This is a genomic window from Mesorhizobium sp. ISC11 (genome assembly GCF_037162595.1).
Classification (GTDB): domain Bacteria; phylum Pseudomonadota; class Alphaproteobacteria; order Rhizobiales; family Rhizobiaceae; genus Mesorhizobium; species Mesorhizobium ciceri.
Genome location: NZ_JAVSPW010000001.1, coordinates 2,409,849 through 2,429,057 on the forward strand (window position 1 = coordinate 2,409,849; position 19,209 = coordinate 2,429,057).

Annotated in this window: 22 protein-coding genes and 1 pseudogene; 11 read left to right on the top strand and 12 right to left on the bottom strand. The window is 62.6% G+C overall.

From position 1 onward, the window contains the following. Positions 1-4 precede the first annotated feature (4 nt). From hutG to hutI, 3 genes are read right to left on the bottom strand one after another with little or no spacing between them, the layout of a single operon-like run. Entirely contained in the window at positions 5-823 is an 819-nt protein-coding gene (gene hutG, locus RPF88_RS12035) for an N-formylglutamate deformylase (protein WP_013532301.1), read from the bottom strand. Continuing rightward, on the bottom strand, positions 823-2,364 hold the full coding sequence (gene hutH / locus RPF88_RS12040; RefSeq protein ID WP_027162456.1) for a histidine ammonia-lyase: 1,542 nt from the start codon (positions 2,362-2,364) through the stop codon (positions 823-825). Before hutH ends, hutG begins: the two co-directional genes overlap by 1 nt. Next, a complete protein-coding gene (gene hutI / locus RPF88_RS12045) occupies positions 2,361-3,596 on the bottom strand; it encodes an imidazolonepropionase (protein WP_337122477.1) in 1,236 nt (411 codons plus the stop codon). The genes hutH and hutI overlap by 4 nt, the downstream gene beginning before the upstream one ends. A 98-nt stretch (positions 3,597-3,694) precedes the next feature. On the opposite strand from hutI, the gene RPF88_RS12050 reads away from it, so the two are divergent. Beyond that, positions 3,695-5,047, top strand: coding sequence for a formimidoylglutamate deiminase (locus tag RPF88_RS12050; protein ID WP_337122478.1), 1,353 nt, complete (start codon positions 3,695-3,697; stop codon positions 5,045-5,047). Continuing rightward, positions 5,044-5,781: a histidine utilization repressor gene (hutC, locus tag RPF88_RS12055; RefSeq protein ID WP_337122479.1), complete on the top strand. Its 738-nt coding sequence runs from the start codon at positions 5,044-5,046 to the stop codon at positions 5,779-5,781. Before RPF88_RS12050 ends, hutC begins: the two co-directional genes overlap by 4 nt. A 45-nt stretch (positions 5,782-5,826) precedes the next feature. Here hutC and RPF88_RS12060 read toward each other — a convergent pair whose 3' ends face one another. Further along, positions 5,827-6,171, bottom strand: a complete 345-nt coding sequence (locus RPF88_RS12060; RefSeq protein WP_013532306.1) for a RidA family protein — start codon at positions 6,169-6,171, stop codon at positions 5,827-5,829. A 226-nt stretch (positions 6,172-6,397) separates the two neighbouring features. Here RPF88_RS12060 and aztA point away from each other — a divergent pair, with 226 nt between their 5' ends. From aztA to RPF88_RS12080, 4 genes are all read left to right on the top strand, one after another. Next, on the top strand, positions 6,398-7,204 hold the full coding sequence (gene aztA / locus RPF88_RS12065) for a zinc ABC transporter ATP-binding protein AztA (RefSeq protein WP_337122480.1): 807 nt from the start codon (positions 6,398-6,400) through the stop codon (positions 7,202-7,204). Further along, on the top strand, positions 7,204-8,079 hold the full coding sequence (gene aztB / locus RPF88_RS12070) for a zinc ABC transporter permease AztB (RefSeq protein ID WP_024505597.1): 876 nt from the start codon (positions 7,204-7,206) through the stop codon (positions 8,077-8,079). The genes aztA and aztB overlap by 1 nt, the downstream gene beginning before the upstream one ends. A gap of 27 nt (positions 8,080-8,106) precedes the next feature. After that, on the top strand, positions 8,107-9,048 hold the full coding sequence (aztC, locus tag RPF88_RS12075) for a zinc ABC transporter substrate-binding protein AztC (protein WP_337122481.1): 942 nt from the start codon (positions 8,107-8,109) through the stop codon (positions 9,046-9,048). Positions 9,049-9,198: 150 nt separating this feature from the next. Beyond that, a complete protein-coding gene (locus tag RPF88_RS12080; protein ID WP_013532310.1) occupies positions 9,199-9,537 on the top strand; it encodes a TIGR01244 family sulfur transferase in 339 nt (112 codons plus the stop codon). A gap of 77 nt (positions 9,538-9,614) precedes the next feature. Here the strand turns inward: RPF88_RS12080 and RPF88_RS12085 are convergent, their stop codons facing one another. Beyond that, complete coding sequence (locus RPF88_RS12085) at positions 9,615-10,082, bottom strand: Lrp/AsnC family transcriptional regulator (protein ID WP_013532311.1); 468 nt, start codon at positions 10,080-10,082, stop codon at positions 9,615-9,617. 138 nt (positions 10,083-10,220) lie between these two features. Between RPF88_RS12085 and hppD the strand changes: the two genes are divergently transcribed. The 3 genes from hppD (at position 10,221) to RPF88_RS12100 (ending at position 11,994) form a co-directional block, all read left to right on the top strand. Continuing rightward, positions 10,221-11,333, top strand: coding sequence for a 4-hydroxyphenylpyruvate dioxygenase (gene hppD / locus RPF88_RS12090; protein ID WP_024505598.1), 1,113 nt, complete (start codon positions 10,221-10,223; stop codon positions 11,331-11,333). Between the two features lie 74 nt (positions 11,334-11,407). After that, positions 11,408-11,623 carry a type II toxin-antitoxin system Phd/YefM family antitoxin gene (locus tag RPF88_RS12095; protein ID WP_395316750.1) on the top strand — a complete coding sequence of 72 codons (216 nt, stop codon included), beginning with the start codon at positions 11,408-11,410 and terminating at the stop codon, positions 11,621-11,623. Beyond that, a complete protein-coding gene (locus RPF88_RS12100) occupies positions 11,620-11,994 on the top strand; it encodes a type II toxin-antitoxin system VapC family toxin (protein ID WP_013532314.1) in 375 nt (124 codons plus the stop codon). The genes RPF88_RS12095 and RPF88_RS12100 overlap by 4 nt, the downstream gene beginning before the upstream one ends. A 27-nt stretch (positions 11,995-12,021) precedes the next feature. On the opposite strand, the pseudogene RPF88_RS12105 reads toward RPF88_RS12100, so the two are convergent. The 5 genes and pseudogenes from RPF88_RS12105 to hmgA form a co-directional block, all read right to left on the bottom strand. Continuing rightward, positions 12,022-12,117: pseudogene (locus RPF88_RS12105) on the bottom strand (DinB family protein); the annotation flags it as partial. Positions 12,118-12,121: 4 nt separating this feature from the next. After that, positions 12,122-12,409 (bottom strand): hypothetical protein, encoded by a 288-nt coding sequence (locus RPF88_RS12110; RefSeq protein ID WP_337122482.1) that lies wholly within the window; start codon positions 12,407-12,409, stop codon positions 12,122-12,124. Between the two features lie 4 nt (positions 12,410-12,413). Then, positions 12,414-13,427 (bottom strand): fumarylacetoacetate hydrolase family protein, encoded by a 1,014-nt coding sequence (locus RPF88_RS12115; RefSeq protein ID WP_337122483.1) that lies wholly within the window; start codon positions 13,425-13,427, stop codon positions 12,414-12,416. Then, positions 13,424-14,311 (bottom strand): MBL fold metallo-hydrolase, encoded by an 888-nt coding sequence (locus RPF88_RS12120; protein WP_032899759.1) that lies wholly within the window; start codon positions 14,309-14,311, stop codon positions 13,424-13,426. The genes RPF88_RS12115 and RPF88_RS12120 overlap by 4 nt, the downstream gene beginning before the upstream one ends. A gap of 11 nt (positions 14,312-14,322) precedes the next feature. Further along, complete coding sequence (gene hmgA / locus RPF88_RS12125) at positions 14,323-15,636, bottom strand: homogentisate 1,2-dioxygenase (protein WP_127365975.1); 1,314 nt, start codon at positions 15,634-15,636, stop codon at positions 14,323-14,325. Positions 15,637-15,723: 87 nt separating this feature from the next. Here hmgA and RPF88_RS12130 point away from each other — a divergent pair, with 87 nt between their 5' ends. Both RPF88_RS12130 and RPF88_RS12135 read left to right on the top strand, forming a co-directional pair. Beyond that, positions 15,724-16,197, top strand: a complete 474-nt coding sequence (locus RPF88_RS12130; protein WP_127365976.1) for a MarR family winged helix-turn-helix transcriptional regulator — start codon at positions 15,724-15,726, stop codon at positions 16,195-16,197. A 144-nt stretch (positions 16,198-16,341) separates the two neighbouring features. Then, complete coding sequence (locus tag RPF88_RS12135) at positions 16,342-16,848, top strand: DUF2380 domain-containing protein (RefSeq protein ID WP_013532320.1); 507 nt, start codon at positions 16,342-16,344, stop codon at positions 16,846-16,848. Positions 16,849-16,856: 8 nt separating this feature from the next. Here RPF88_RS12135 and tdh read toward each other — a convergent pair whose 3' ends face one another. Continuing rightward, positions 16,857-17,891, bottom strand: a complete 1,035-nt coding sequence (gene tdh, locus RPF88_RS12140; RefSeq protein ID WP_013532321.1) for an L-threonine 3-dehydrogenase — start codon at positions 17,889-17,891, stop codon at positions 16,857-16,859. Positions 17,892-17,943: 52 nt separating this feature from the next. Then, a complete protein-coding gene (locus tag RPF88_RS12145; RefSeq protein ID WP_024504815.1) occupies positions 17,944-19,131 on the bottom strand; it encodes a glycine C-acetyltransferase in 1,188 nt (395 codons plus the stop codon). Positions 19,132-19,209: the final 78 nt, after the last annotated feature.

Below are 19,209 nucleotides of genomic sequence, written 5' to 3' on the forward strand. Positions count from 1 at the left end.
GATGTCAGACGCGCGCCCAGGATGTCGCGGTCTCGAGGATTTTCCGCAGGGTGGCGCGGATCGGTGCTGCGAACTCGGCGTCATAGGGCACCGGCCAATTGTCCGGCGTGCCCTTGCCATCGGGCTCGCGCATATAGATGCGGTTGGAGAGTTCCATCTGCAGTGCGTGCACGCCTTGTTGCGGCTGGCCGAAATGGCGTGTGATCCAGCCGCCCTTGAAGCGGCCGTTGATGACAAAGGTTTCACCGGTTTCGGCCATGATCTGGCCGACCATCGCCTGCAGCGTCGGATCGGCGCTCCTGCCGTCATTGGTGCCGAGATTGAAAACCGGCAGCGTGCCTTCAAACAGGCGCGGCAGCACTGAACGGATCGAGTGGCAGTCATAGAGCACGATCTTTTCGTGTAGCCCGCGCAACCGGCCGATCTCGGCCTGCAAGGCGGCATGGTACGGCACGAAGAATTCCTCGCGACGCTCGTCGATCTCCGACGGCCCCGGTTCTTCGCCCTCGCGATAGAGCGGATCGCCATCGAAGGTCTCGGTCGGGCAAAGGCCCGTCGTCGCCTGGCCGGGGTAAAGCGAGGCGCCGGAGGGATCGCGGTTGACGTCGATGACGGTGCGGGAGATCGCGGTGTGCACCACCGTCGCCCCGAGGCCGGCGGCAAAGTCATAGAGATTATCGATCCACCAATCGCAGTCGCGGCGGCCGAGCCAGGGTGAGACCAGCCGATTCTCAAGGCCGGCGAGGTCGATGCCGGTGTGTGGTATCGACACCAGCAACGGGGCTGTGCCGGGCGTGACCGTCAGCCAGGGCGCGCTTGCCATCACACCGCTCCGGAAATCGACGGCAGAGCCACACCGCCGGCGGCCTCGATGGCCGCACCGCTGCGCACCATGGCGATGGCTTTTTCCATATCGGGGTGGAAATGGCGGTCATTGTCGAGATGCGGCACTTCGGCCCGCACCAGCCTGCGCACCGCCTCCAGGGCGTCGCTCGAGGCCAGCGGCGCGTGGAAATCGCAGCCTTGGGCCGCGGCCAGCAGTTCGATGCCGATCACCGCGGTGGCGTTCTCGACCATGCCGATCAGCCGGCGCGCGCCGTGCGCGGCCATCGAAACATGGTCCTCCTGGTTGGCCGAGGTGGGGATCGAATCGACTGATGCCGGATAGGCTTTCTGCTTGTTTTCGGAAACGAGCGCCGCCGCCGTCACCTGCGGGATCATGAAGCCGGAGTTCAGGCCGGGCTTGGGCGTCAGGAAGGCCGGCATGCCGGAAAGTGCCGGATCGACAAGCATGGCGATGCGGCGCTCCGACAGCGAGCCGATCTCGCAGACGGCGAGCGCGATCATGTCGGCGGCGAAGGCCACCGGCTCGGCGTGGAAATTGCCGCCGGAAAGCGCGGTGTCATCCTCGGCGAAGATCAGCGGATTGTCGGTGACGCCGTTGGCTTCGGTGCCCAGCGTGTCGGCCGCCTGGCGCAGCACGGTGAGTGCAGCGCCCATCACCTGCGGCTGGCAGCGGAGGCAATAGGGATCCTGCACGCGTTCGTCGCCAACCCGGTGCGATTCACGGATGGCGCTGCCGGCCATCAGATTGCGCAGGGCGTCGGCCGTCTCGACCTGCCCGGGATGCTTTCTCAGCACATGGATGCGCGGATCGAAGGGGGCGTCGGAGCCTTTTGCCGCGTCGGTCGACAGGGCACCGGCGACCAGCGCCGATTGGTAGAGCACTTCGGCCTCGAACAAGGCGGCCAGCGCATAGGCGGTCGAAAACTGGGTGCCGTTGAGCAGCGCCAGGCCCTCCTTGGCGCCCAGTGTCACCGGTTCCAGGCCATGCGAGACGAAGGCGACCTTGGCCGGGAAACGGCCATGTGGGGTAAAACATTCGCCGACGCCGATCATCACCGCCGTCATGTGCGATAGCGGGGCAAGGTCGCCGGAGGCGCCGACCGAACCTTGCGCCGGCACCACCGGGATGACGTCGTTGGCCAGCATCGCTTCCAGCAACTCGATGGTTTGCGGCCGCACACCCGACGCGCCCTGCGCCAGGCTGGCGAGCTTCAGCGCCATCATCAGCCGGCAAACGGCAACCGGCATCGGCTCGCCGACGCCGGCGGCGTGCGACAGGACGATGTTGCGCTGCAAGGTCTCGAGATCCTCGGCCGGGATGCGGACGCTGGCCAGTTTGCCGAAGCCGGTGTTGATGCCATAGACCGGCTCGCCCTTGGCAACTATCCTAGCGACGGCCTCGGCGCTCGCCTTGATTTTCGGCCGGCAGGCATCGTCCAGCTTGGGCACGGCGCCACGATAGATGGCGCGCCAGTCGGCCAGCGTCGCATTGCCGGGCTTCAGGGTCAGTTCGGTCATTGTCCTCTCCAGATGCGGGCATGCAGCGGGTTGAAGCCCATGCGATAGACGAGTTCGGCGGGGCGCTCGATGTTCCAGATCGCCAGGTCGGCGGATTTTCCGGCTTCCAGCGTGCCGGTTTCTCCCAGCAAACCAAGCGCGCGGGCCGCCTCCCGGGTGACGCCGGCAATGCATTCATCGACGGTCAGGCCGAACAGGGTCGCGGCCATGTTCATGGTCAGAAGCAGTGAGGTCAGCGGCGAAGTGCCGGGATTGTTGTCGGTGGCTACAGCCATCCTGACGCCGTGCTGGCGAAACAGGCCGATCGGCGGCTTCTTGGTTTCGCGAATGAAATAGTAGGCGCCGGGCAGGATCGTCGCCACGGTTCCGGCCTTGGCCATTGCCGCTGCACCTGCCTCATCGGTGTATTCGAGATGGTCGGCCGACAGCGCACCGTAACGGGCGGCGAGTTCGGCGCCATGCAAATTGGACAGTTGGTCGGCATGAAGCTTGACCGGCAGGCCGGCCGCCTTTGCAGCATCGAAGACGCGCGCCATCTGTTCCGGCGAAAAGGCGATGCCCTCGCAGAAACCGTCGACGGCATCGGCCAGCCCCTCGGCGGCAACCGCCGGGAGAATTTCCCTGGCGACCAGATCGATAAAGGCGTCCTTGTCACCCTTGGCTTCCGGCGGCAGCGCGTGGGCGCCGAGGAAGGTCGTGCGGATCGTCACCGGCCGCTGGTTGCCCAGCCGCCGTGCGGCACGCAGCGACTTCTTCTCGTTTTCGAGGTCCAGGCCGTAGCCTGATTTTACCTCCACGGTCGTTACGCCCTCGGCGATCAGCGCATCGAGGCGTGGCAGTGATTGGGTGACCAGTTCGCTCTCGCTGGCGGCGCGCAGCGACTTGACCGAGGAGACTATGCCGCCACCAGCCCGGGCGACCTCTTCATAAGTGGCGCCGGCCAGCCGCATCTCGAATTCGTTGGCGCGGTTGCCGGCATGGACCAGATGGGTGTGGCAGTCGATCAGGCCGGGTGTGATCCAGCGGCCCTCGCAATCAACCGTCTCGGCGCCCTGGGCAAGTGTCGGGGGCAGCTCCGACTCGGGGCCGGCATAAACAATGCGGCCGTCACGCGCAGCGACCGCGCCATGTTCGACGACGCCAAGTCCGGCAGACCCGTCGGCCATTGTCGTCAGCCGCGCATTGCGCCACAGACGAAGATCCCCAGCCCGGCTTTTGCTCTTTGCAGCCATCATCTTTTCCGTTTCAATCGATGACGATTATGTATATACATATTGAAACGCACTGCAAGTGCCTTCATCGCATGAGACACAGAGAACCGGAGAGAAAAGTGGCAGCGATCTTTGCGGAACAGGCGCTCCTTCCCGATGGCTGGCGCGAAAATGTGCGGCTTACCCTGGCCGAGGGACGCATCACAGCCGTTCAGCCTGGCGCTGCTGCGGCAGCCGGCGACGAACGTCACGCGATCCTGTTGCCCGGCATGCCCAATTTGCACAGCCACGCCTTCCAGCGCGGCATGGCCGGCCTTGCCGAACTTCGCGGCCCCTCCGCCGACAGTTTCTGGAGCTGGCGCGAGGTGATGTACCGTTTCGCCCTGTCGATGACGCCCGATCAGGTCGAGGCGGTTGCCGCACAACTCTATGTCGAGATGCTGGAGGCCGGGTTTTCGCGTGTCGGCGAATTTCACTATCTGCATCACGACCGCGACGGAAAACCCTACGCCAACCTCGCCGAGATGGCCGAGCGCATTGCGGCCGCGGCCGGCGAGGCAGGCATCGGCCTGACGCTTTTGCCGGTGTTTTATGCGCACTCGTCTTTCGGCGGTGCCGCACCAAACGAAGGCCAGCGCCGATTCATCAACGATGTGGGCAGGTTTTCCCGGCTTGTTGAGAAATGCCGCGAATCGGTTCGCGCGTTGGATCAGGCTGTTGTCGGCGTCGCTCCGCACAGCCTTCGCGCCGCGACACCGGAAGAACTGATTGACGTGACTGCCCTAGCGCCGGACGGGCCGATCCACATCCACATTGCCGAGCAGGTGAAAGAAGTCGAGGATTGCCTTGCCTGGTCGGGCGCGCGGCCGGTCGAATTTCTGCTGGCCAATGCCAAAGTCGACAAGCGCTGGTGCCTGATCCACGCCACCCACATGACCGATGCTGAAACCGTTGCCATGGCCAAAAGCGGTGCCATCGCCGGCCTGTGCCCGATCACCGAGGCCAATCTCGGTGACGGCACTTTTGCCGCGCCGCTGTTCAGGGAACATGGCGGCCGCTATGGCGTCGGCTCCGATTCCAATGTGCTCATCGGCCTGCCCGACGAGTTGCGCCAGCTCGAATATTCGCAGCGCCTCGCCCACCGCGCCCGCAATGTGCTGGCGGTCGCCGGCGGCTCGACCGGCCGCGCACTGTTCGACGCCGCGCTCGACGGTGGCTGCGTCGCGCTTGGCGCCGGTGCTTCCGCGATCGCCGCCGGCGCATCCGCCGATCTTGTCTCGCTCGATCCCCAAAATCCCTCGCTGGCCGGCAAGAGTGGCGACGCGATCCTCGACGCCTGGATCTTCGCCAATGGCAGCAAGGTCGACTGCGTCTGGGTGCATGGCCGCAAACAGGTCAGCGGCGGCAGGCATGTGAAGCGAGAGGCCATCGCTGAGCGTTTTCGCAACGTGATGACGGCGCTTTCGGCATGAGCATGGCCGGCACTGTGGAGGCGGAAGGCGGCGGCTCGCTGCACCAGCGCATCCTCTCCTACATCAGCGAGAAAATCCTGTCCGGCGCCTGGGCGCCCGGTCATCGCATCCCGTTCGAGCATGAGTTGAGCGTGCAATACAATTGCTCGCGCATGACGGTGAACAAGGCGCTGTCGCAGCTTGCCAAGGCCGGACTGATCGAGCGCCGCCGCCGCTCAGGCAGCTTTGTGCGCCGGCCGCAGTCGCAGGCCGCGGTGCTGGAAATCCACGATATCCGCATCGAGGTCGAAGCGCTCGGCCTGCCCTATCGCTACGAGCGCGTCGCCCGACACAAAAGGCGCAGCAGCGCCGGGGATCGCGCGCTGCTGGAACTCGGCGTGGCCGGACCGGTGCTGGCGCTGGAGTGCGGTCATTTCGCCGGCGAGCGGCCGTTCGCGCATGAACAGCGGCTGATCAATCTCACCGCCGTGCCCGAGGCAGCGGACGAGGAATTCGTGGCCACCGCACCAGGACCATGGCTGATTGGCCGCGTGCCGTGGAGCGAAGCCGAGCACCGGATTCGTGCTGTCGCCGCCGACAGGCATATCGCGGCTGCACTCGATATAGAAACCGGTGCGCCCTGCCTGGTGGTCGAGCGACGGACGTGGAGCGCCGAGCACCCGGTCACCCATGTGCGCTTCACCTACGCGGCCGAGAGCCACACGCTGGTGGCGAGGTTCAGGCCGCAGGGGTGAGGCTGACCTCCCCCCACGTGGGGGGAGATTGGCAGCTTCAACGCCTCAAATCGCAGCGGTAATAATAATCTCGACCAGATATTCCGGGGCGGCGAGCTTTGCTTCGCCGGTGGCGCGGGCTGGCGTGTTGCCCTGCGGCACCCACTTGTCCCACTCAGCGTTCATCTCGGCAAAGGTGCTCATGTCGGCCAGCCAGATGATCGCCTGCAGGATCTTGGTCTTGTCGGAGCCAGCCTTGGCCAGCAATTCGTCGACAGCCGCCAGGATGTCCCTGGTCTGCGAAGCGACATTGCCGGTTGGCTGGCCGACCTGACCAGCCAGATAGACGGTATTGCCATGGATGACGATCTGGCTCATGCGCGGGCCGACATCGATGCGACGAATGCTCATTGGATGGTTCCTTCCTGTGGCGGTTGCGCTTCTTTAGAGTCGCGACCGGCTTGGGGCAAGGTCGCCAGGTCGAATCCCCTTGGGCCAACGGCATATGATACGCACACACGGCAAGTTGACCCTGCGGCCGCAATTCCGCCGGATTGGCTTGTTGACTAATGTAATAACATCACATATCCAATCGGCCGCTGCCAGCAGCCGGATTTCGCCGCCTACGGATCGCAGAATGACAAATACCTGCCTGACATTCCGCGACCTGACGCTTGGCTACGGCAGCCATCCGGCGATCCATCATCTCGACGGCACCATCCGCAAGGGCTCGTTGACCGCTGTGGTCGGCGCCAACGGCTCCGGCAAATCGACGCTGATGAAAGGCATTGTCGGCGTCCTGAAGCCAATGGCCGGCGAGGTTATCCGCGCGCTCGGTGTACGTGCCGCCTATCTGCCGCAGCAATCGGAGCTCGACCGCTCCTTTCCGGCACGGGTGGTGGATCTGGTTTCGCTCGGCCTGTGGCCACGGCGCGGCCTGCTTGGCCGCTACACCAAGGAAGATCGCGATGACGTCAGCAAGGCGCTGATGGCGGTCGGCCTCGGCGGCTTCGAGAAGCGGCCGATCGACACGCTGTCGGGCGGCCAGTTGCAGCGCACGCTATTTGCGCGTGTGCTGCTGCAGGACGCCGACCTCATCCTGCTCGACGAGCCGTTCAACGCGGTGGATGCCAAGACGGTCGGCGACCTGATCGCGCTGATCAAGCACTGGCATGGCGAGGAACGCACCATCATGGTCGTCGTCCACGATCTGGATCTGGTGCGGCAGAATTTCCCCGAAACGCTGCTTCTGGCCCGCCAGCCGATCGCCTGGGGCGAAACCCGGGAAACGCTGAAGCCTGAAAACCTGTTGCGCGCCCGCCGTTTTCACGAGGCCTGGGAAGAAAATGCACCCTGGTGCGAGCCGGGCGAGGACGCTCATGGTCACGATCACCATGGCCACGATCACGATCACCAACATGGCGTCGGACCGAAGGCTGCCTGATGGACACATTTTACGGCCTTGTCATCGCGCCCTTCGCCGATTTCGCCTTCATGCAGCGGGCGTTGATCGGTTCGCTGATGCTGTCGCTCGGCGCCTGCCCGATCGGCGTCTTCCTTATGCTGCGGCGCATGAGCCTGTCGGGCGACGCCATGGCGCATGCCATCCTGCCCGGTGCGGCCGCCGGCTTCCTGTTTTATGGGCTGGAGATCCTGCCGATGACCATCGGCGGCCTGATCGCCGGCGTCATCGTCGCGCTCGGCGCCGGCGCCGTCTCGCGCTTCACCATCCAGCGCGAAGACGCCTCGATGGCGGCTTTCTACCTTATTTCGCTCGCCATCGGCGTGCTGATGGTGTCGATCCGCGGTTCCAGCGTCGATCTCATGCATGTGCTGTTCGGCACCGTGTTGGCGCTCAATGACGAGGCCCTGACGCTGATCGGCGGCATCGTCGCGGTGACGCTGGTCAGCCTCGCCATCTTCTGGCGGGCGCTGGTCGCCGAATGCCTCGACCCGCTGTTCCTGCGCTCGGTCAGCCGGCTCGGCAGCCCGGTGCATTTCATCTTCCTCGGCCTTGTCGTACTCAACCTCGTCGGCGGCTTCCAGGCGCTCGGCACGCTTCTATCGGTTGGGCTGATGATGCTGCCGGCCGCGGCCGCCCGCTTCTGGACGGTTCGCGTCGAGCCGATGTGCGTGCTGGCCGTACTGATCGGCTTCGCATCCTGCGTCGCCGGGCTGCTTTTGTCCTATCACGCCTCGCTGCCATCCGGCCCGGCCATCATCCTGTCGGCCGGCGTCGTCTATTTCGCCTCGATCCTGTTTGGCACGCGCGGCATCCTGCGCGCACGCATCATCCATCACCGTCACAGAACGGCCTGATCCCCGCCCCTAGAAGGAGACCCCTCTATGCTGAAATCCATCCATGCCGCCCTGGCGATGAGCGTTATAACATTAACCGCCTTTGGCGCATCGTCGGCCTTCGCGGCACCGCTGAAAGTGGTCGCCAGCTTCACCGTCATTGCCGATTTCGCCAAAAATGTCGGCGGCGACCGCATCGATGTCACCACCATCGTCGGGCCGGATGGCGATGCCCATGTCTACGAGCCGAGCCCGGCCGATGCGGTGGCCATGGCCAAGGCCGACATCGTGCTGGTCAACGGCCTGCATTTCGAAGGCTTTCTGCAGCGGCTGGTCGATGCCAGTGCCACCAAGGCCTCGATCATCACCTTGACCAAGGGCGTGACGCCGATCGATTTCAAGCCTGAATTCGCCGATGCCGACGCGGCCGAAGCTGCCGGCACCGGCGGCGGCAAGACGGTCACCGATCCCCACGCATTCCAGTCGATTGCCAACGCCAGGATCTATGTGAAGAACATCGCCGAGGCTTTCTGCGCGGCCGATTCGGAAGGCTGCGTCAGCTATCAGACCAATGCCGCCGCCTACACCAAGAAGCTTGATGCGGTCGAAGGTGAAGTGAAAGCGGCAATTGCCTCGATCCCGGAGAGCAAGCGCGTCGTCATCACCTCGCACGACGCCTTCGGCTATTTCGAACATGCATACGGCCTGACCTTCCTCGCCCCGCAAGGGGTGTCGACCGACTCCGAACCATCCGCCGCAGACGTTGCCAAGCTGGTCAATCAGGTGAAGCAGGACAAGGCGGCTGCGATCTTCGTCGAGAACATCACCAACCCGCGCCTGATCGAGCAGATCGCCAGCGAAACCGGCATCAAAGTCGGCGGCACGCTCTATTCGGACGCGCTGTCGCAGCCCGACGGCCCGGCCGCGACCTATATCGACATGATGCACAACAACATCCGCCAGATCAAAGGCGCTATTCTCGGCAGCTGAGTTTGAAGGATTGCCCAGCCGGGCCGCATCGGCCCGGTTGGATTTTCTGGCACGCAATGTCTATTTGGCAGAGAAATCCTTCGGCACGGATTGCCGCCCATGTCGGGGAGTGGCAAGACTGCCACCTGACCAGTTTGCGAGGATGCTGCCATGGAATACCGCGAAATCAGCGAGGACTATTCGGTTTCGGGCCAGATCCAGCCCGAAGACGTCGCCGCCATCAAGAAAGCCGGCTTCAAGAGCGTCATCTGCAACCGGCCCGATGACGAACAGCCGGGCCAGCCTTCTGCCGACACCGTCGGGGCAGCGGTCGAAGCCGCAGGCCTCGCCTTCCGCTACATTCCGGTGATCAGCGGCCAGATCACGGCCGAGAATGTCGAGGATCAGGCCGAAGCGCTCGAGGAACTCGACGGCCCGGTCTTCGCCTATTGCCGTTCCGGCGCCCGCTGCACCAATCTCTATGGACTGATCCAGCAGTCGAAGGGTTGAACGGCCCTTCCGTCATTAGGCTGGCGATCCTTCACACCCCCTCTGGCCTGCCGACGTATCAATGATATCCGCTCAGATTAAATCGGCAGCGCGCCGGTTTCCTTCAGCGTCTCCAGCACGATCGCCGTCTTCACGTGCTGCACGGATTCGTGCGGCAGTAGCACGCCGTTGACGAATTCCGACAATGATTTGAGATCCGGCGTCACCACTTTCAGGATGTAGTCCATCTCGCCGGTCAGCGCGTGCGCTTCCTGCACTTCGGGCAGCCGCGCCACCAGTTCGCCGAAGCGCCTTGCATTGTCGCGATTGTGGGTGGCGAGCGTGACCGAAATGACGTTGACCAGGGAAAAACCGAGCTTGTCGCGGTCGAGAACGGCGCGATAGCCCCTGATGAAGCCGTCCTCCTCCAGCCGCTGACGGCGGCGCGAGCATTGCGACGCCGACAGGTTCACCCGCTCCGAAAGATCGTTGTTGGTCAGCCGCGCATCACCCTGCAACAGTGCCATTATCTTGCGGTCGAACTGGTCAATGCGCGCCTCATCCATGGCTTTCCCTTACATCATGCACGCTTCACGCATGACATCATCATTTCAAGCGTTTGAATGCAAGCACCGTGCGCCTCCTCCGCGTTATCATCGTGTCAAATCGCCTTTTCAGGCCAGGCCAGCTTTCGGAGGAATATTATGGGTCCCTTCCCGCACGACGCCCCGCCCGCCAGGATCAGCAAGGACAACCCGGCCGGCACCGATGGGTTCGAGTTCGTCGAATTCGCGCATCCGGAGCCGCAAAAGCTGGCTGAGCTGTTCACCCGCATGGGCTATATCGCGGTGGCCAAGCACCGCACGAAGGACATCACCGTCTGGCGCCAGGGCGACATCAACTATGTCGTCAATGCCGAACCCGGCTCGCATGCGATGAAGTTCGTCGACAAGCACGGCCCTTGCGCCGCCTCGATGGCCTGGCGGGTGGTCGACGCCAAACACGCCTTCGATCATGCCGTTGCCAAGGGTGCCACACCTTACGAAGGTGCCGACAAGGCGCTGGACGTGCCGGCGATCGTGGGCATTGGCGGCTCGCTGCTCTATTTCATCGAGACCTACGGCAAGAAGGGCTCGGCCTATGACGCCGAGTTTGAGTGGCTGGGTGCGCGCGACCCGCGGCCGGAAGGCGTCGGCTTCTACTATCTCGATCACCTGACCCACAATGTCTATCGCGGCCAGATGGACAAATGGTGGGATTTCTACCGCAACCTGTTCGGCTTCAAGCAGATCCATTTCTTCGACATCGACGGCAAGATCACCGGCCTGGTCAGCCGCGCCATCACCTCGCCCTGCGGCAAGATCCGCATTCCGCTCAACGAGTCCAAGGACGAGACCAGCCAGATCGCCGAGTACCTGAAGAAGTACAATGGCGAAGGCATCCAGCACATCGCCGTCGGCACCGACGAAATCTACGAGGCCACCGACAGACTGGCCGAGAACGGGCTGAAGTTCATGCCCGGCCCGCCTGAAACCTACTACGACATGTCGTATGACCGCGTGAACGGCCATGACGAACCGATCGAGCGGATGAAGAAGCACGGCATCCTGATCGACGGCGAAGGCGTCGTCGACGGCGGCATGACCAAGATCCTGCTGCAGATTTTTTCGAAAACCGTGATCGGGCCGATCTTCTTCGAGTTCATCCAGAGGAAGGGCGACGAAGGTTTTGGCGAAGGCAATTTCCGCGCGCTGTTCGAATCGATCGAGCAGGACCAGATCAAGCGTGGCGTGATCAAGGTTCAGGCGGCGGAATAGCCATCGAACTCACTTGCGGCCCGGCCAATTATGACCTAAATTCTGGTCATAAGAGGTCGTCTATGAATATCCCCATGGCAAAAGCGAAGGCTCAGCTTTCCGAATTGGTGAAACGTGCCCAGGCTGGCGAAGAGATCCATCTGACCAGACATGGAGAGGTTGTCGCAACCTTGAGCGCTCCCGTTCGGGCTGGTGGGAGCAAAGGCTTGCTTGGCGCCCTGAAAGGCCAGATTTGGATATCGGATGATTTTGATGAACTCGGTCCCGAATGGGACGAGTATATTAAATGAGCCGCAGATATCTGGTCGATACCCATATTCTGCTTTGGGTACTCAACGCCGATTCACGTCTTTCGGATCATCATCGCGATATCTTTCTCACAGGCAAGGATGTGATCGTCAGCGCCGTCTCGGTGGCCGAGATCGCCATCAAGAAATCGCTCGGCAAAGTGACGCTCACAGGCGACATCGTGGACATCCTGCGATCGAACGGGATTCCGATTCTCGGCGTAAACGAACTACACGCGGCGAGACTTGAACATCTGCCGCTTCACCACCGCGATCCCTTCGACCGCCTGCTTATTGCGCAGACCCAAATTGAAGGCCTGACGTTGGTCTCCGCGGATCGGCAATTTTCAGCCTATGACGTCGTATTGGCCTGATCGCCCAAGCCCAGCCGCTTGACCTCTTTCGCCGGGCTGAAGGGACAATACCGCGCGGTAGAGTCGGTCGTTCGACCAGAGATTGTTGCCGGCCATGCTGCGCGGGTAGTCGGGCAGGCTCATCACGTCATCCGGTTGACCGCGACAGATACAAGCCCGCCCACATAACGACAAATCCAGCAAGAACGATCAGCAGCAACCAGTTCATACGCCGACGTATGCTCTGCGTTTCCGCGTCCCGCGCGACGTCCATGTTGGTGATGGTGTGGAACATCATCGCCTTGCGCGGAAAGCCGCTGAGGTTGGTCAGGTCGGGCGATCGCGCCTCGATGCGATAGCTCAGCCGGATCGCCTGGATGAAGACCGCCAGTATGGCGAGTGCCCAGACACCGGCCAGCAGATAGCCCCCCGTCATGCCCTCACCTCTCGTATTTTTCGACCTTCTGCTCGATGGCGCCGAAGATCGAATGCCCGGTTTTGTCCTTCATCTCGATGCGCACCGTGTCGCCGAAGCGCAGGAACGGCGTTTTGGCTTCGCCCGACACAATGGTTTCGATCATGCGCAGTTCGGCGATGCAGGAATAGCCGGCGCCGCCGGCCGAGACAGGCTTGCCCGGCCCGCCGTCTAGCTTGTTGGAGACGGTGCCGGAACCGATGATCGTGCCGGCGGCCAATGGCCGTGTCCTTGCTGCATGAACGATCAGCGCAGGAAAGTCGAAGGTCATGTCGATACCGGCATTGGCGCGGCCGAACGGCTTGCCGTTGAGATCGGCAAGCAGCGGCAGGCTGACCTTGCCGCCGTCCCAGGCATCACCCAGTTCGTCCGGCGTCACAGCGACCGGCGAAAACGCCGAGGACGGCTTTGATTGGAAAAAACCGAAACCTTTCTCCAGTTCCGGTCCGGTGAGCGCGCGCAACGTAACGTCGTTGACCAGCATGACCAGTCGGATCGCTGCCTTTGCTTCTTCGAGGCTTGCACCCATCGGCACATCGTCGACGATGACAGCGACCTCGCCCTCCATGTCGATGCCGAAGGCTTCGTCAGCCGTGCGGATCGGATCACGTGGCGGAATGAAAGAATCCGAGCCGCCCTGGTAGATCAGCGGGTCGGTCCAGAAGCTCGCCGGCATCTCGGCGCCGCGCGCTTTGCGCACCAGCTCGACATGGTTCACGTAAGCCGAGCCATCGGCCCATTGATAGGCACGCGGCAGCGGCGAATGGGCGTCATGTTCGTGGAAGCGCTCCGCCGGCATCGCATTGTTCTCAAGCGATTCCGCTATTGTCGCGAGATGCGGGGCGATGCGCCGCCAGTCGTCGAGCGCCGCCTGCAGCGTGCGAACCAGGAACGAGGCGTCGGTGAAGCGTGTCAGGTCGCGCGAGACGACGACGAGTTTCCCGTCGCGCGTCCCGTCCTTCAATGTGGCAAGCTTCATGCGGTTTCCTCTCCTGCTGCAGCTTTGGCGCTGCTTAAGCCCACAACAAGACCGTCGCGGGCGATCGTCAAGTCGCCGTTCCAAGTTTTCCTGACGGCGGCAGTCCAGTCGGCCTCGCCTATCAAAGAATCGTCGGCCGGAATGAGGTGGTTGAGCACCAATCTCTTCACGCCGGCATCGCTTGCGATGCTGCCGGCCTCTTCGGCAAAGCTGTGGCTGGCGAGCAGATGCTCTCTGAGCCGCGCACCATTGCCGGTCCTGGCCACCAGTCGCTCGATGCCTTCTTCCAGCATGGCTTCGTGGACGAGGATGTCGGCGCCTCGGGCAAAATCGGCGAGCGGCGGATAAAAGGCCGTGTCGCCGGAGAACACCACGCTTTTGGCGCCATGCTCGAAGCGAAGCGCAAAACAATCGGTCACCGGCGGATGCTCGACGCGCAGCGCCGAAACCGTCAAGCCGCCCTGCGCGACCACCTGGCCTTCGCCGAATTCGCTGATCGACACCAGATCGCGAATATCCGGCCGGCCTTCGTCAACGATGCGGATCTCGATGTCGAACTCCATCGCCTGGCAAAAGCGCCGCCAGTAATGACCGGTGCCGGGCGGGCCGAACACGCCGACGGGCGTCGCGAGGCCCGCCGTCCAGGCGGTGTGGATCAGCGGCCCCAGTTCCAGCACATGGTCGGAGTGCAGATGCGTGATGAAGATCAGGTCGAGCGACTTCAGGCTGATGCCGGCATCGACCAAACCACGCGTCACGCCAAGGCCGCAGTCGACGACGATGCTGCGGCCGCCGATCTGCAGCAGCGACGAACTCGGCCATGGACCACCCGGCCGCAATGCCGGGCCACCCTTCGAGCCCAAAAGCACCAGCCGATCCGGCATTGGCTCGGTGATCAAGACCAGTCGCCCTCGGGCGTGCCGTTGAAACGCTTCTTCAGGTCGGCCCAGCAGTCGATGTAGTTGTCCTGCCGGGTTTCGAGCTCGGCGCCGTAGCGGGTCAGCATCTGCGGAAATCGGGTCTCGAACATGAAGGCCATGGTGTTGTCGAGCTTGACCGGTTTCAGCTCCGCGCGCGAGGCCTTTTCGAAGCCAGGCGCATCCGGCCCATGGGCCAGCATCAGATTGTGCAGGCTGATGCCGCCGGGCACGAAACCTTCTTCCTTGGCGTCGTACTGGCCGTGGATCAGTCCCATGAACTCGCTCATGATGTTGCGGTGGTACCAGGGCGGCCGGAAGGTATCTTCGGCCACCAGCCAGCGCGGCGGAAAGATGACGAAGTCGATGTTGGCCGTGCCCTCCTCGCCGCTCGGCGCGGTCAGCACCGTGAAGATCGACGGGTCGGGATGGTCGAACAGCAGCGCTCCGACCGGTGAAAAGGTCGCCAGATCATATTTGTAGGGCGCGTAGTTGCCGTGCCAGGCAACGACATCCAGCGGCGAATGGCCGATCTCGGTGACATGGAAATTGCCGCACCATTTCACGATCAGCCGGCACGGCGTTTCCTTCTCCTCGAACCAGGCGTAAGGCGTCTTGAAATCGCGTGGGTTGGCCAGGCAATTGGCGCCGATCGGGCCGCGATCGGGCAGCGTCAACTTGGCGCCGTAGTTCTCGCAGACGTAGCCGCGCACTTCGGCGTCGACCAGCTCGACCTTGAAGACCAGACCACGTGGCAGCACGGCGATCTCGCCGGGCCGCAGCTTAATGACGCCCATCTCGGTGACGAAGCGCAATGCGCCGACCTGCGGCACGACCAGCAACTCGCCGTCGGCATTGAAAAAATGATCGTCCGCCATCGAGGTGTTGGCGACATAGACATGCGCCGCCATGCCAGTCTGCCCGAGCACGTCGCCAGCGGTTGTGATGCTGCGCATACCGGCGATGAAATCGGTCGGCTCCTTCGGCATCGGCACCGGGTTCCAGCGATACTGGCCGAGCGCCAGTTCATGATCGCCGACATTGGGCGCACTCTTCCACAAGGGATAGCTCGCCGCCTTGAAGCGGCCGGTGTGCTTGACGCTCGGCCGGATGCGGTAGAGCCAGGACCGCTCATTGGTGCCGCGCGGCGCGGTGAAGGGCGAGCCTGAAAGCTGCTCGGCATAGAGGCCGTAGGCCGGCCGCTGCGGCGAATTCCGGCCCTGCGGCAACGAGCCGGGCAGCGTCTCGGTCTCAAAATCGTTGCCGAAACCCGGCATGTAGGAAAAGGCCATTGCTTCCTCCCGGAATGGATCTCAATTGACCAAACTGGTTTCATTTGTAACCATCGAAAATGTAACCATCAATGGCGGCTTTGAAAAATGGCGATCAGGAGCGAAGCGTCCGACGCGGCTGAAATTCTCAATCTGGAAAACTTCCTGCCCTACCGGCTCTACCGGCTTGCCGACGCCGTCAGCCGCGAATTTTCGAGGATATACAAGGACAGCCATGGCCTGACGCGGCCGGAATGGCGCACCCTTTCGGGGCTGGGGCAGCATGGAACGATGACTGCGACCGAACTCGGCGAGCAATCGGCTATGCACAAGACCAAGGTTTCACGCGCCGTGGCTGAACTCGAACGGCGGCGTTGGCTTGTGCGTACGCCAGATGAGAATGATCGCCGGGTCGAGCATCTGTCGCTGACCGGAACGGGGCTTGCCGCCTATCGCGAGATGGTGCCGCTGGCGAAGGCGTTCGAACGGGATTTGCTGGCAAGGCTCAGCGCTGAAGAGCGCACGGCGATCACCAGCGGACTGGCTGCATTGGAGACCAGTCTGGTCCCGAGCAAGAGTTAGTCCAAGATCAAGCCAATCACTCTGAACGACGGAGTTCGAGCGAGACTGCGTGGAAACTCCCGAAGCATAGCATTGCTTTCGATTTAATCGTGATTTGCGTTGTCAGGCCGCGTATAATGCCCATCATACCGACAGGAGGATACGATGAGCATTCGCACATTAAGTGTCCTGGTGACGCTGCTTGTAGGCACCTGCACATTTGCGCAGGCGCAGCAGACAAAGCCGATGTCGATCGAAGTGTTCCCTTTCGAATTGGAGGACAAGAGCGCCGGGGCGGGAATAATTCCCCCGGATGAATATGACAGGCGCTATCTGTCGGAATCAGCACAAGTTGCTAAGGACATGCTCTCCCAGTCTGGGCGTTTTACAGTAATTGATGTGCCGGCGAGGGATACACAGGCTGCGGCGCCGCACGGATTGCGCAACTGCGCTGGTTGTGAAGGCCCGATTGCCAAGGAGCACGGCGCGTCGCTTGCCTTGCTTGGCGTCGTAACGCGCGTCAACCGAACAGAACATACTATGTTCATTCGCATCCTTGACGCCGAAACCGGGAAACATGTTTCGGAGGGGTTTACCGATCTTCGCATGGGTGCGAACTACGCGTGGCCCCGCTCCGTGAAATGGCTGATGAAAAACAGAATTCTGCGTTAGGGCGGCATCTACCAATCCATCACCACCTTGCCGGAACTGCCGCTGCGCATTGCATCGAAGCCGGCTTGGAAATCGTCGATGCCGATGCGGTGCGTGATAAGCCCGGAAACATCCAGCGGCCCCTGCACCAGCGCGATCATCTTGTACCAGGTCTCGAACATCTCGCGGCCATAGATGCCCTTGAGATGCAGCATCTTGAAGATGACCTTGTTCCAGTCGATCTCGAATCCGGTCGGGGCGATGCCCAGAATGGCGATCTTGCCGCCGTTGTTCATGGTGTCGATCATGTCGCGGAAGGCGGGGGCTGCGCCCGACATTTCGAGGCCGACATCAAAACCCTCGGTCATGCCGAGTGCCGGCATGACATCGCGCAGCTTTTCCTTGGACGCGTCGACGACATGCTGGACGCCGAGCTTTTTCGCCAGCGCCAGCCGCACCGGATTGATGTCGGTGATGACGACTTTTCGCGCGCCGACGCATTGGGCGACGAGCGCGCCCATGATGCCGATCGGCCCGGCGCCGGTGACCAGCACGTCCTCGCCGACCAGATCGAAGGAGAGTGCCGTGTGCACGGCATTGCCCAACGGATCGAAGATGGCGGCGATCTCGTCCGGCACATCATCGGGGATCGGCACGACGTTGTGCTGCGGGATAGCCAGATACTCACCGAAGGCGCCCGGACGATTGACGCCGACGCCGAGCGTGTTGCGGCACAGATGCCCTCGCCCGGCGCGACAGTTGCGGCAATGACCGCAGACGATGTGGCCCTCGCCCGACACGCGCTGGCCGACCTTGTATTCGGTGACCGCTGCGCCGAAATCGGCAACGGTGCCGACGAATTCATGGCCCGTCACCATCGGCACCGGCACCGTCTTCTGCGCCCACTGGTCCCAATTGTAGATGTGCACGTCGGTGCCGCAGATCGCCGTCTTCTTGATCTTGATCAGCACGTCGTTAGGGCCGATTTCCGGCACCGGCACCTCTTCCATCCAGATGCCTGGTTCGGCCTTGGCCTTCACCAGCGCTTTCATCATGTTCGACATGCTTTTGTCCCTTGAAGCTCTTGTTCCGGAATCGCTTTTCGATTCCGGCTTGTCAGGAAATGACGCCGAGTTCGCGCCCGACGGCGGCGAACGCTTCCACCGCGCGGTCGATATCGGCGCTGGAATGCGCCGCCGACATCTGCGTGCGGATGCGCGCCTGCCCCTTTGGCACCACCGGGAAGGAGAAGCCGATGACGTAGATGCCGCGCTTCAGCATGCGCGCGGCCATCTCCTGCGCCAGGCTGGCATCGCCCAGCATCACCGGGATGATCGGATGATCCGCTCCGGCCAGCGTGAAGCCGAGCTTGCCCATTTGCGACCGGAACCGCGCAGCGTTGTCGTAGAGTTTGTCGCGCAGCCCATCGCCGTCCTTGATCAGCTCGAACACCTTGATCGAAGCGCCGGCGATCGCCGGCATCAGCGTGTTGGAAAAGAGATACGGCCGTGAGCGCTGGCGCAACCAGTCGACCACCTGGCTTTTGCCCGAGGTGTAACCACCGGAGGCCCCACCAAGTGCCTTGCCGAGCGTCCCGGTGATGATGTCGACCCTGCCCTCGACGCCGCAATGCTCGGCCGAACCGCGGCCGTTCTGACCGACGAAGCCGACGGCATGGCTGTCGTCGACCATCACCATGGCGTCATACTTCTCGGCGAGGTCGCAGACACCCCTGAGATTGGCGATGATGCCATCCATCGAAAACACGCCGTCGGTGGCGATCAACCGGAAGCGGCAGTCCCGGGCTTCCTTCAGGCGCGCCTCGAGATCGGCCATGTCGTTGTTGGCGTAGCGGAAACGTTTGGCCTTCGACAGCCGCACACCATCGATGATCGAGGCATGATTCAAGGCATCCGAAATAATGGCGTCTTCCTCGCCCAGCAGCGTCTCGAACAGGCCGCCATTGGCATCGAAGCAGGAGCCGTAAAGGATGGTGTCTTCCATGCCGAGGAAGGAGGAAATCGTCGATTCGAGCTGCTTGTGCTCTTCCTGCGTGCCGCAGATGAAGCGCACCGATGCCATGCCGTAGCCATAGCGGTCGAGCGCCTGCTTGGCAGCATTGCGCAAATCGGCGCTATCGGCGAGGCCGAGATAGTTGTTGGCACAGAAATTCAACACCTTGTCGCCGCCGACCTCGATCTCGGCCGACTGCGTCGAAGTGATCACCCGCTCCGACTTGTAGAGGCCTGCCGATTTGAGCCCCGCGAGCTCGCTGTCGATGTGGGAGAGGAATGCTGCGGTCATGACCTAGCCTCGTTTGATGTGGGCCGACTGTCGTCTCGTCCGCGCGAAAAATCCATCGCAAAAACGACCGGATCGGTG

Bases quoted from the DNA above. Each gene is read 5' to 3' on its own strand.
- hmgA (WP_127365975.1), bottom strand. From the start codon at position 15,636: ATGGCCTTTTCCTACATGCCGGGTTTCGGCAACGATTTTGAGACCGAG.
- hppD (WP_024505598.1), top strand. From the start codon at position 10,221: ATGGGTCCCTTCCCGCACGACGCCCCGCCCGCCAGGATCAGCAAGGAC.
- RPF88_RS12110 (WP_337122482.1), bottom strand. From the start codon at position 12,409: ATGACGGGGGGCTATCTGCTGGCCGGTGTCTGGGCACTCGCCATACTG.
- RPF88_RS12080 (WP_013532310.1), top strand. From the start codon at position 9,199: ATGGAATACCGCGAAATCAGCGAGGACTATTCGGTTTCGGGCCAGATC.
- RPF88_RS12100 (WP_013532314.1), top strand. From the start codon at position 11,620: ATGAGCCGCAGATATCTGGTCGATACCCATATTCTGCTTTGGGTACTC.
- hutC (WP_337122479.1), top strand. From the start codon at position 5,044: ATGAGCATGGCCGGCACTGTGGAGGCGGAAGGCGGCGGCTCGCTGCAC.
- hutG (WP_013532301.1), bottom strand. From the start codon at position 823: ATGGCAAGCGCGCCCTGGCTGACGGTCACGCCCGGCACAGCCCCGTTG.
- RPF88_RS12135 (WP_013532320.1), top strand. From the start codon at position 16,342: ATGAGCATTCGCACATTAAGTGTCCTGGTGACGCTGCTTGTAGGCACC.
- RPF88_RS12120 (WP_032899759.1), bottom strand. From the start codon at position 14,311: ATGCCGGATCGGCTGGTGCTTTTGGGCTCGAAGGGTGGCCCGGCATTG.
- RPF88_RS12115 (WP_337122483.1), bottom strand. From the start codon at position 13,427: ATGAAGCTTGCCACATTGAAGGACGGGACGCGCGACGGGAAACTCGTC.
- aztA (WP_337122480.1), top strand. From the start codon at position 6,398: ATGACAAATACCTGCCTGACATTCCGCGACCTGACGCTTGGCTACGGC.
- RPF88_RS12060 (WP_013532306.1), bottom strand. From the start codon at position 6,171: ATGAGCATTCGTCGCATCGATGTCGGCCCGCGCATGAGCCAGATCGTC.
- RPF88_RS12145 (WP_024504815.1), bottom strand. From the start codon at position 19,131: ATGACCGCAGCATTCCTCTCCCACATCGACAGCGAGCTCGCGGGGCTC.
- RPF88_RS12130 (WP_127365976.1), top strand. From the start codon at position 15,724: ATGGCGATCAGGAGCGAAGCGTCCGACGCGGCTGAAATTCTCAATCTG.
- RPF88_RS12095 (WP_395316750.1), top strand. From the start codon at position 11,408: ATGGCAAAAGCGAAGGCTCAGCTTTCCGAATTGGTGAAACGTGCCCAG.
- aztC (WP_337122481.1), top strand. From the start codon at position 8,107: ATGCTGAAATCCATCCATGCCGCCCTGGCGATGAGCGTTATAACATTA.
- hutI (WP_337122477.1), bottom strand. From the start codon at position 3,596: ATGGCTGCAAAGAGCAAAAGCCGGGCTGGGGATCTTCGTCTGTGGCGC.
- tdh (WP_013532321.1), bottom strand. From the start codon at position 17,891: ATGTCGAACATGATGAAAGCGCTGGTGAAGGCCAAGGCCGAACCAGGC.
- hutH (WP_027162456.1), bottom strand. From the start codon at position 2,364: ATGACCGAACTGACCCTGAAGCCCGGCAATGCGACGCTGGCCGACTGG.
- aztB (WP_024505597.1), top strand. From the start codon at position 7,204: ATGGACACATTTTACGGCCTTGTCATCGCGCCCTTCGCCGATTTCGCC.
- RPF88_RS12085 (WP_013532311.1), bottom strand. From the start codon at position 10,082: ATGGATGAGGCGCGCATTGACCAGTTCGACCGCAAGATAATGGCACTG.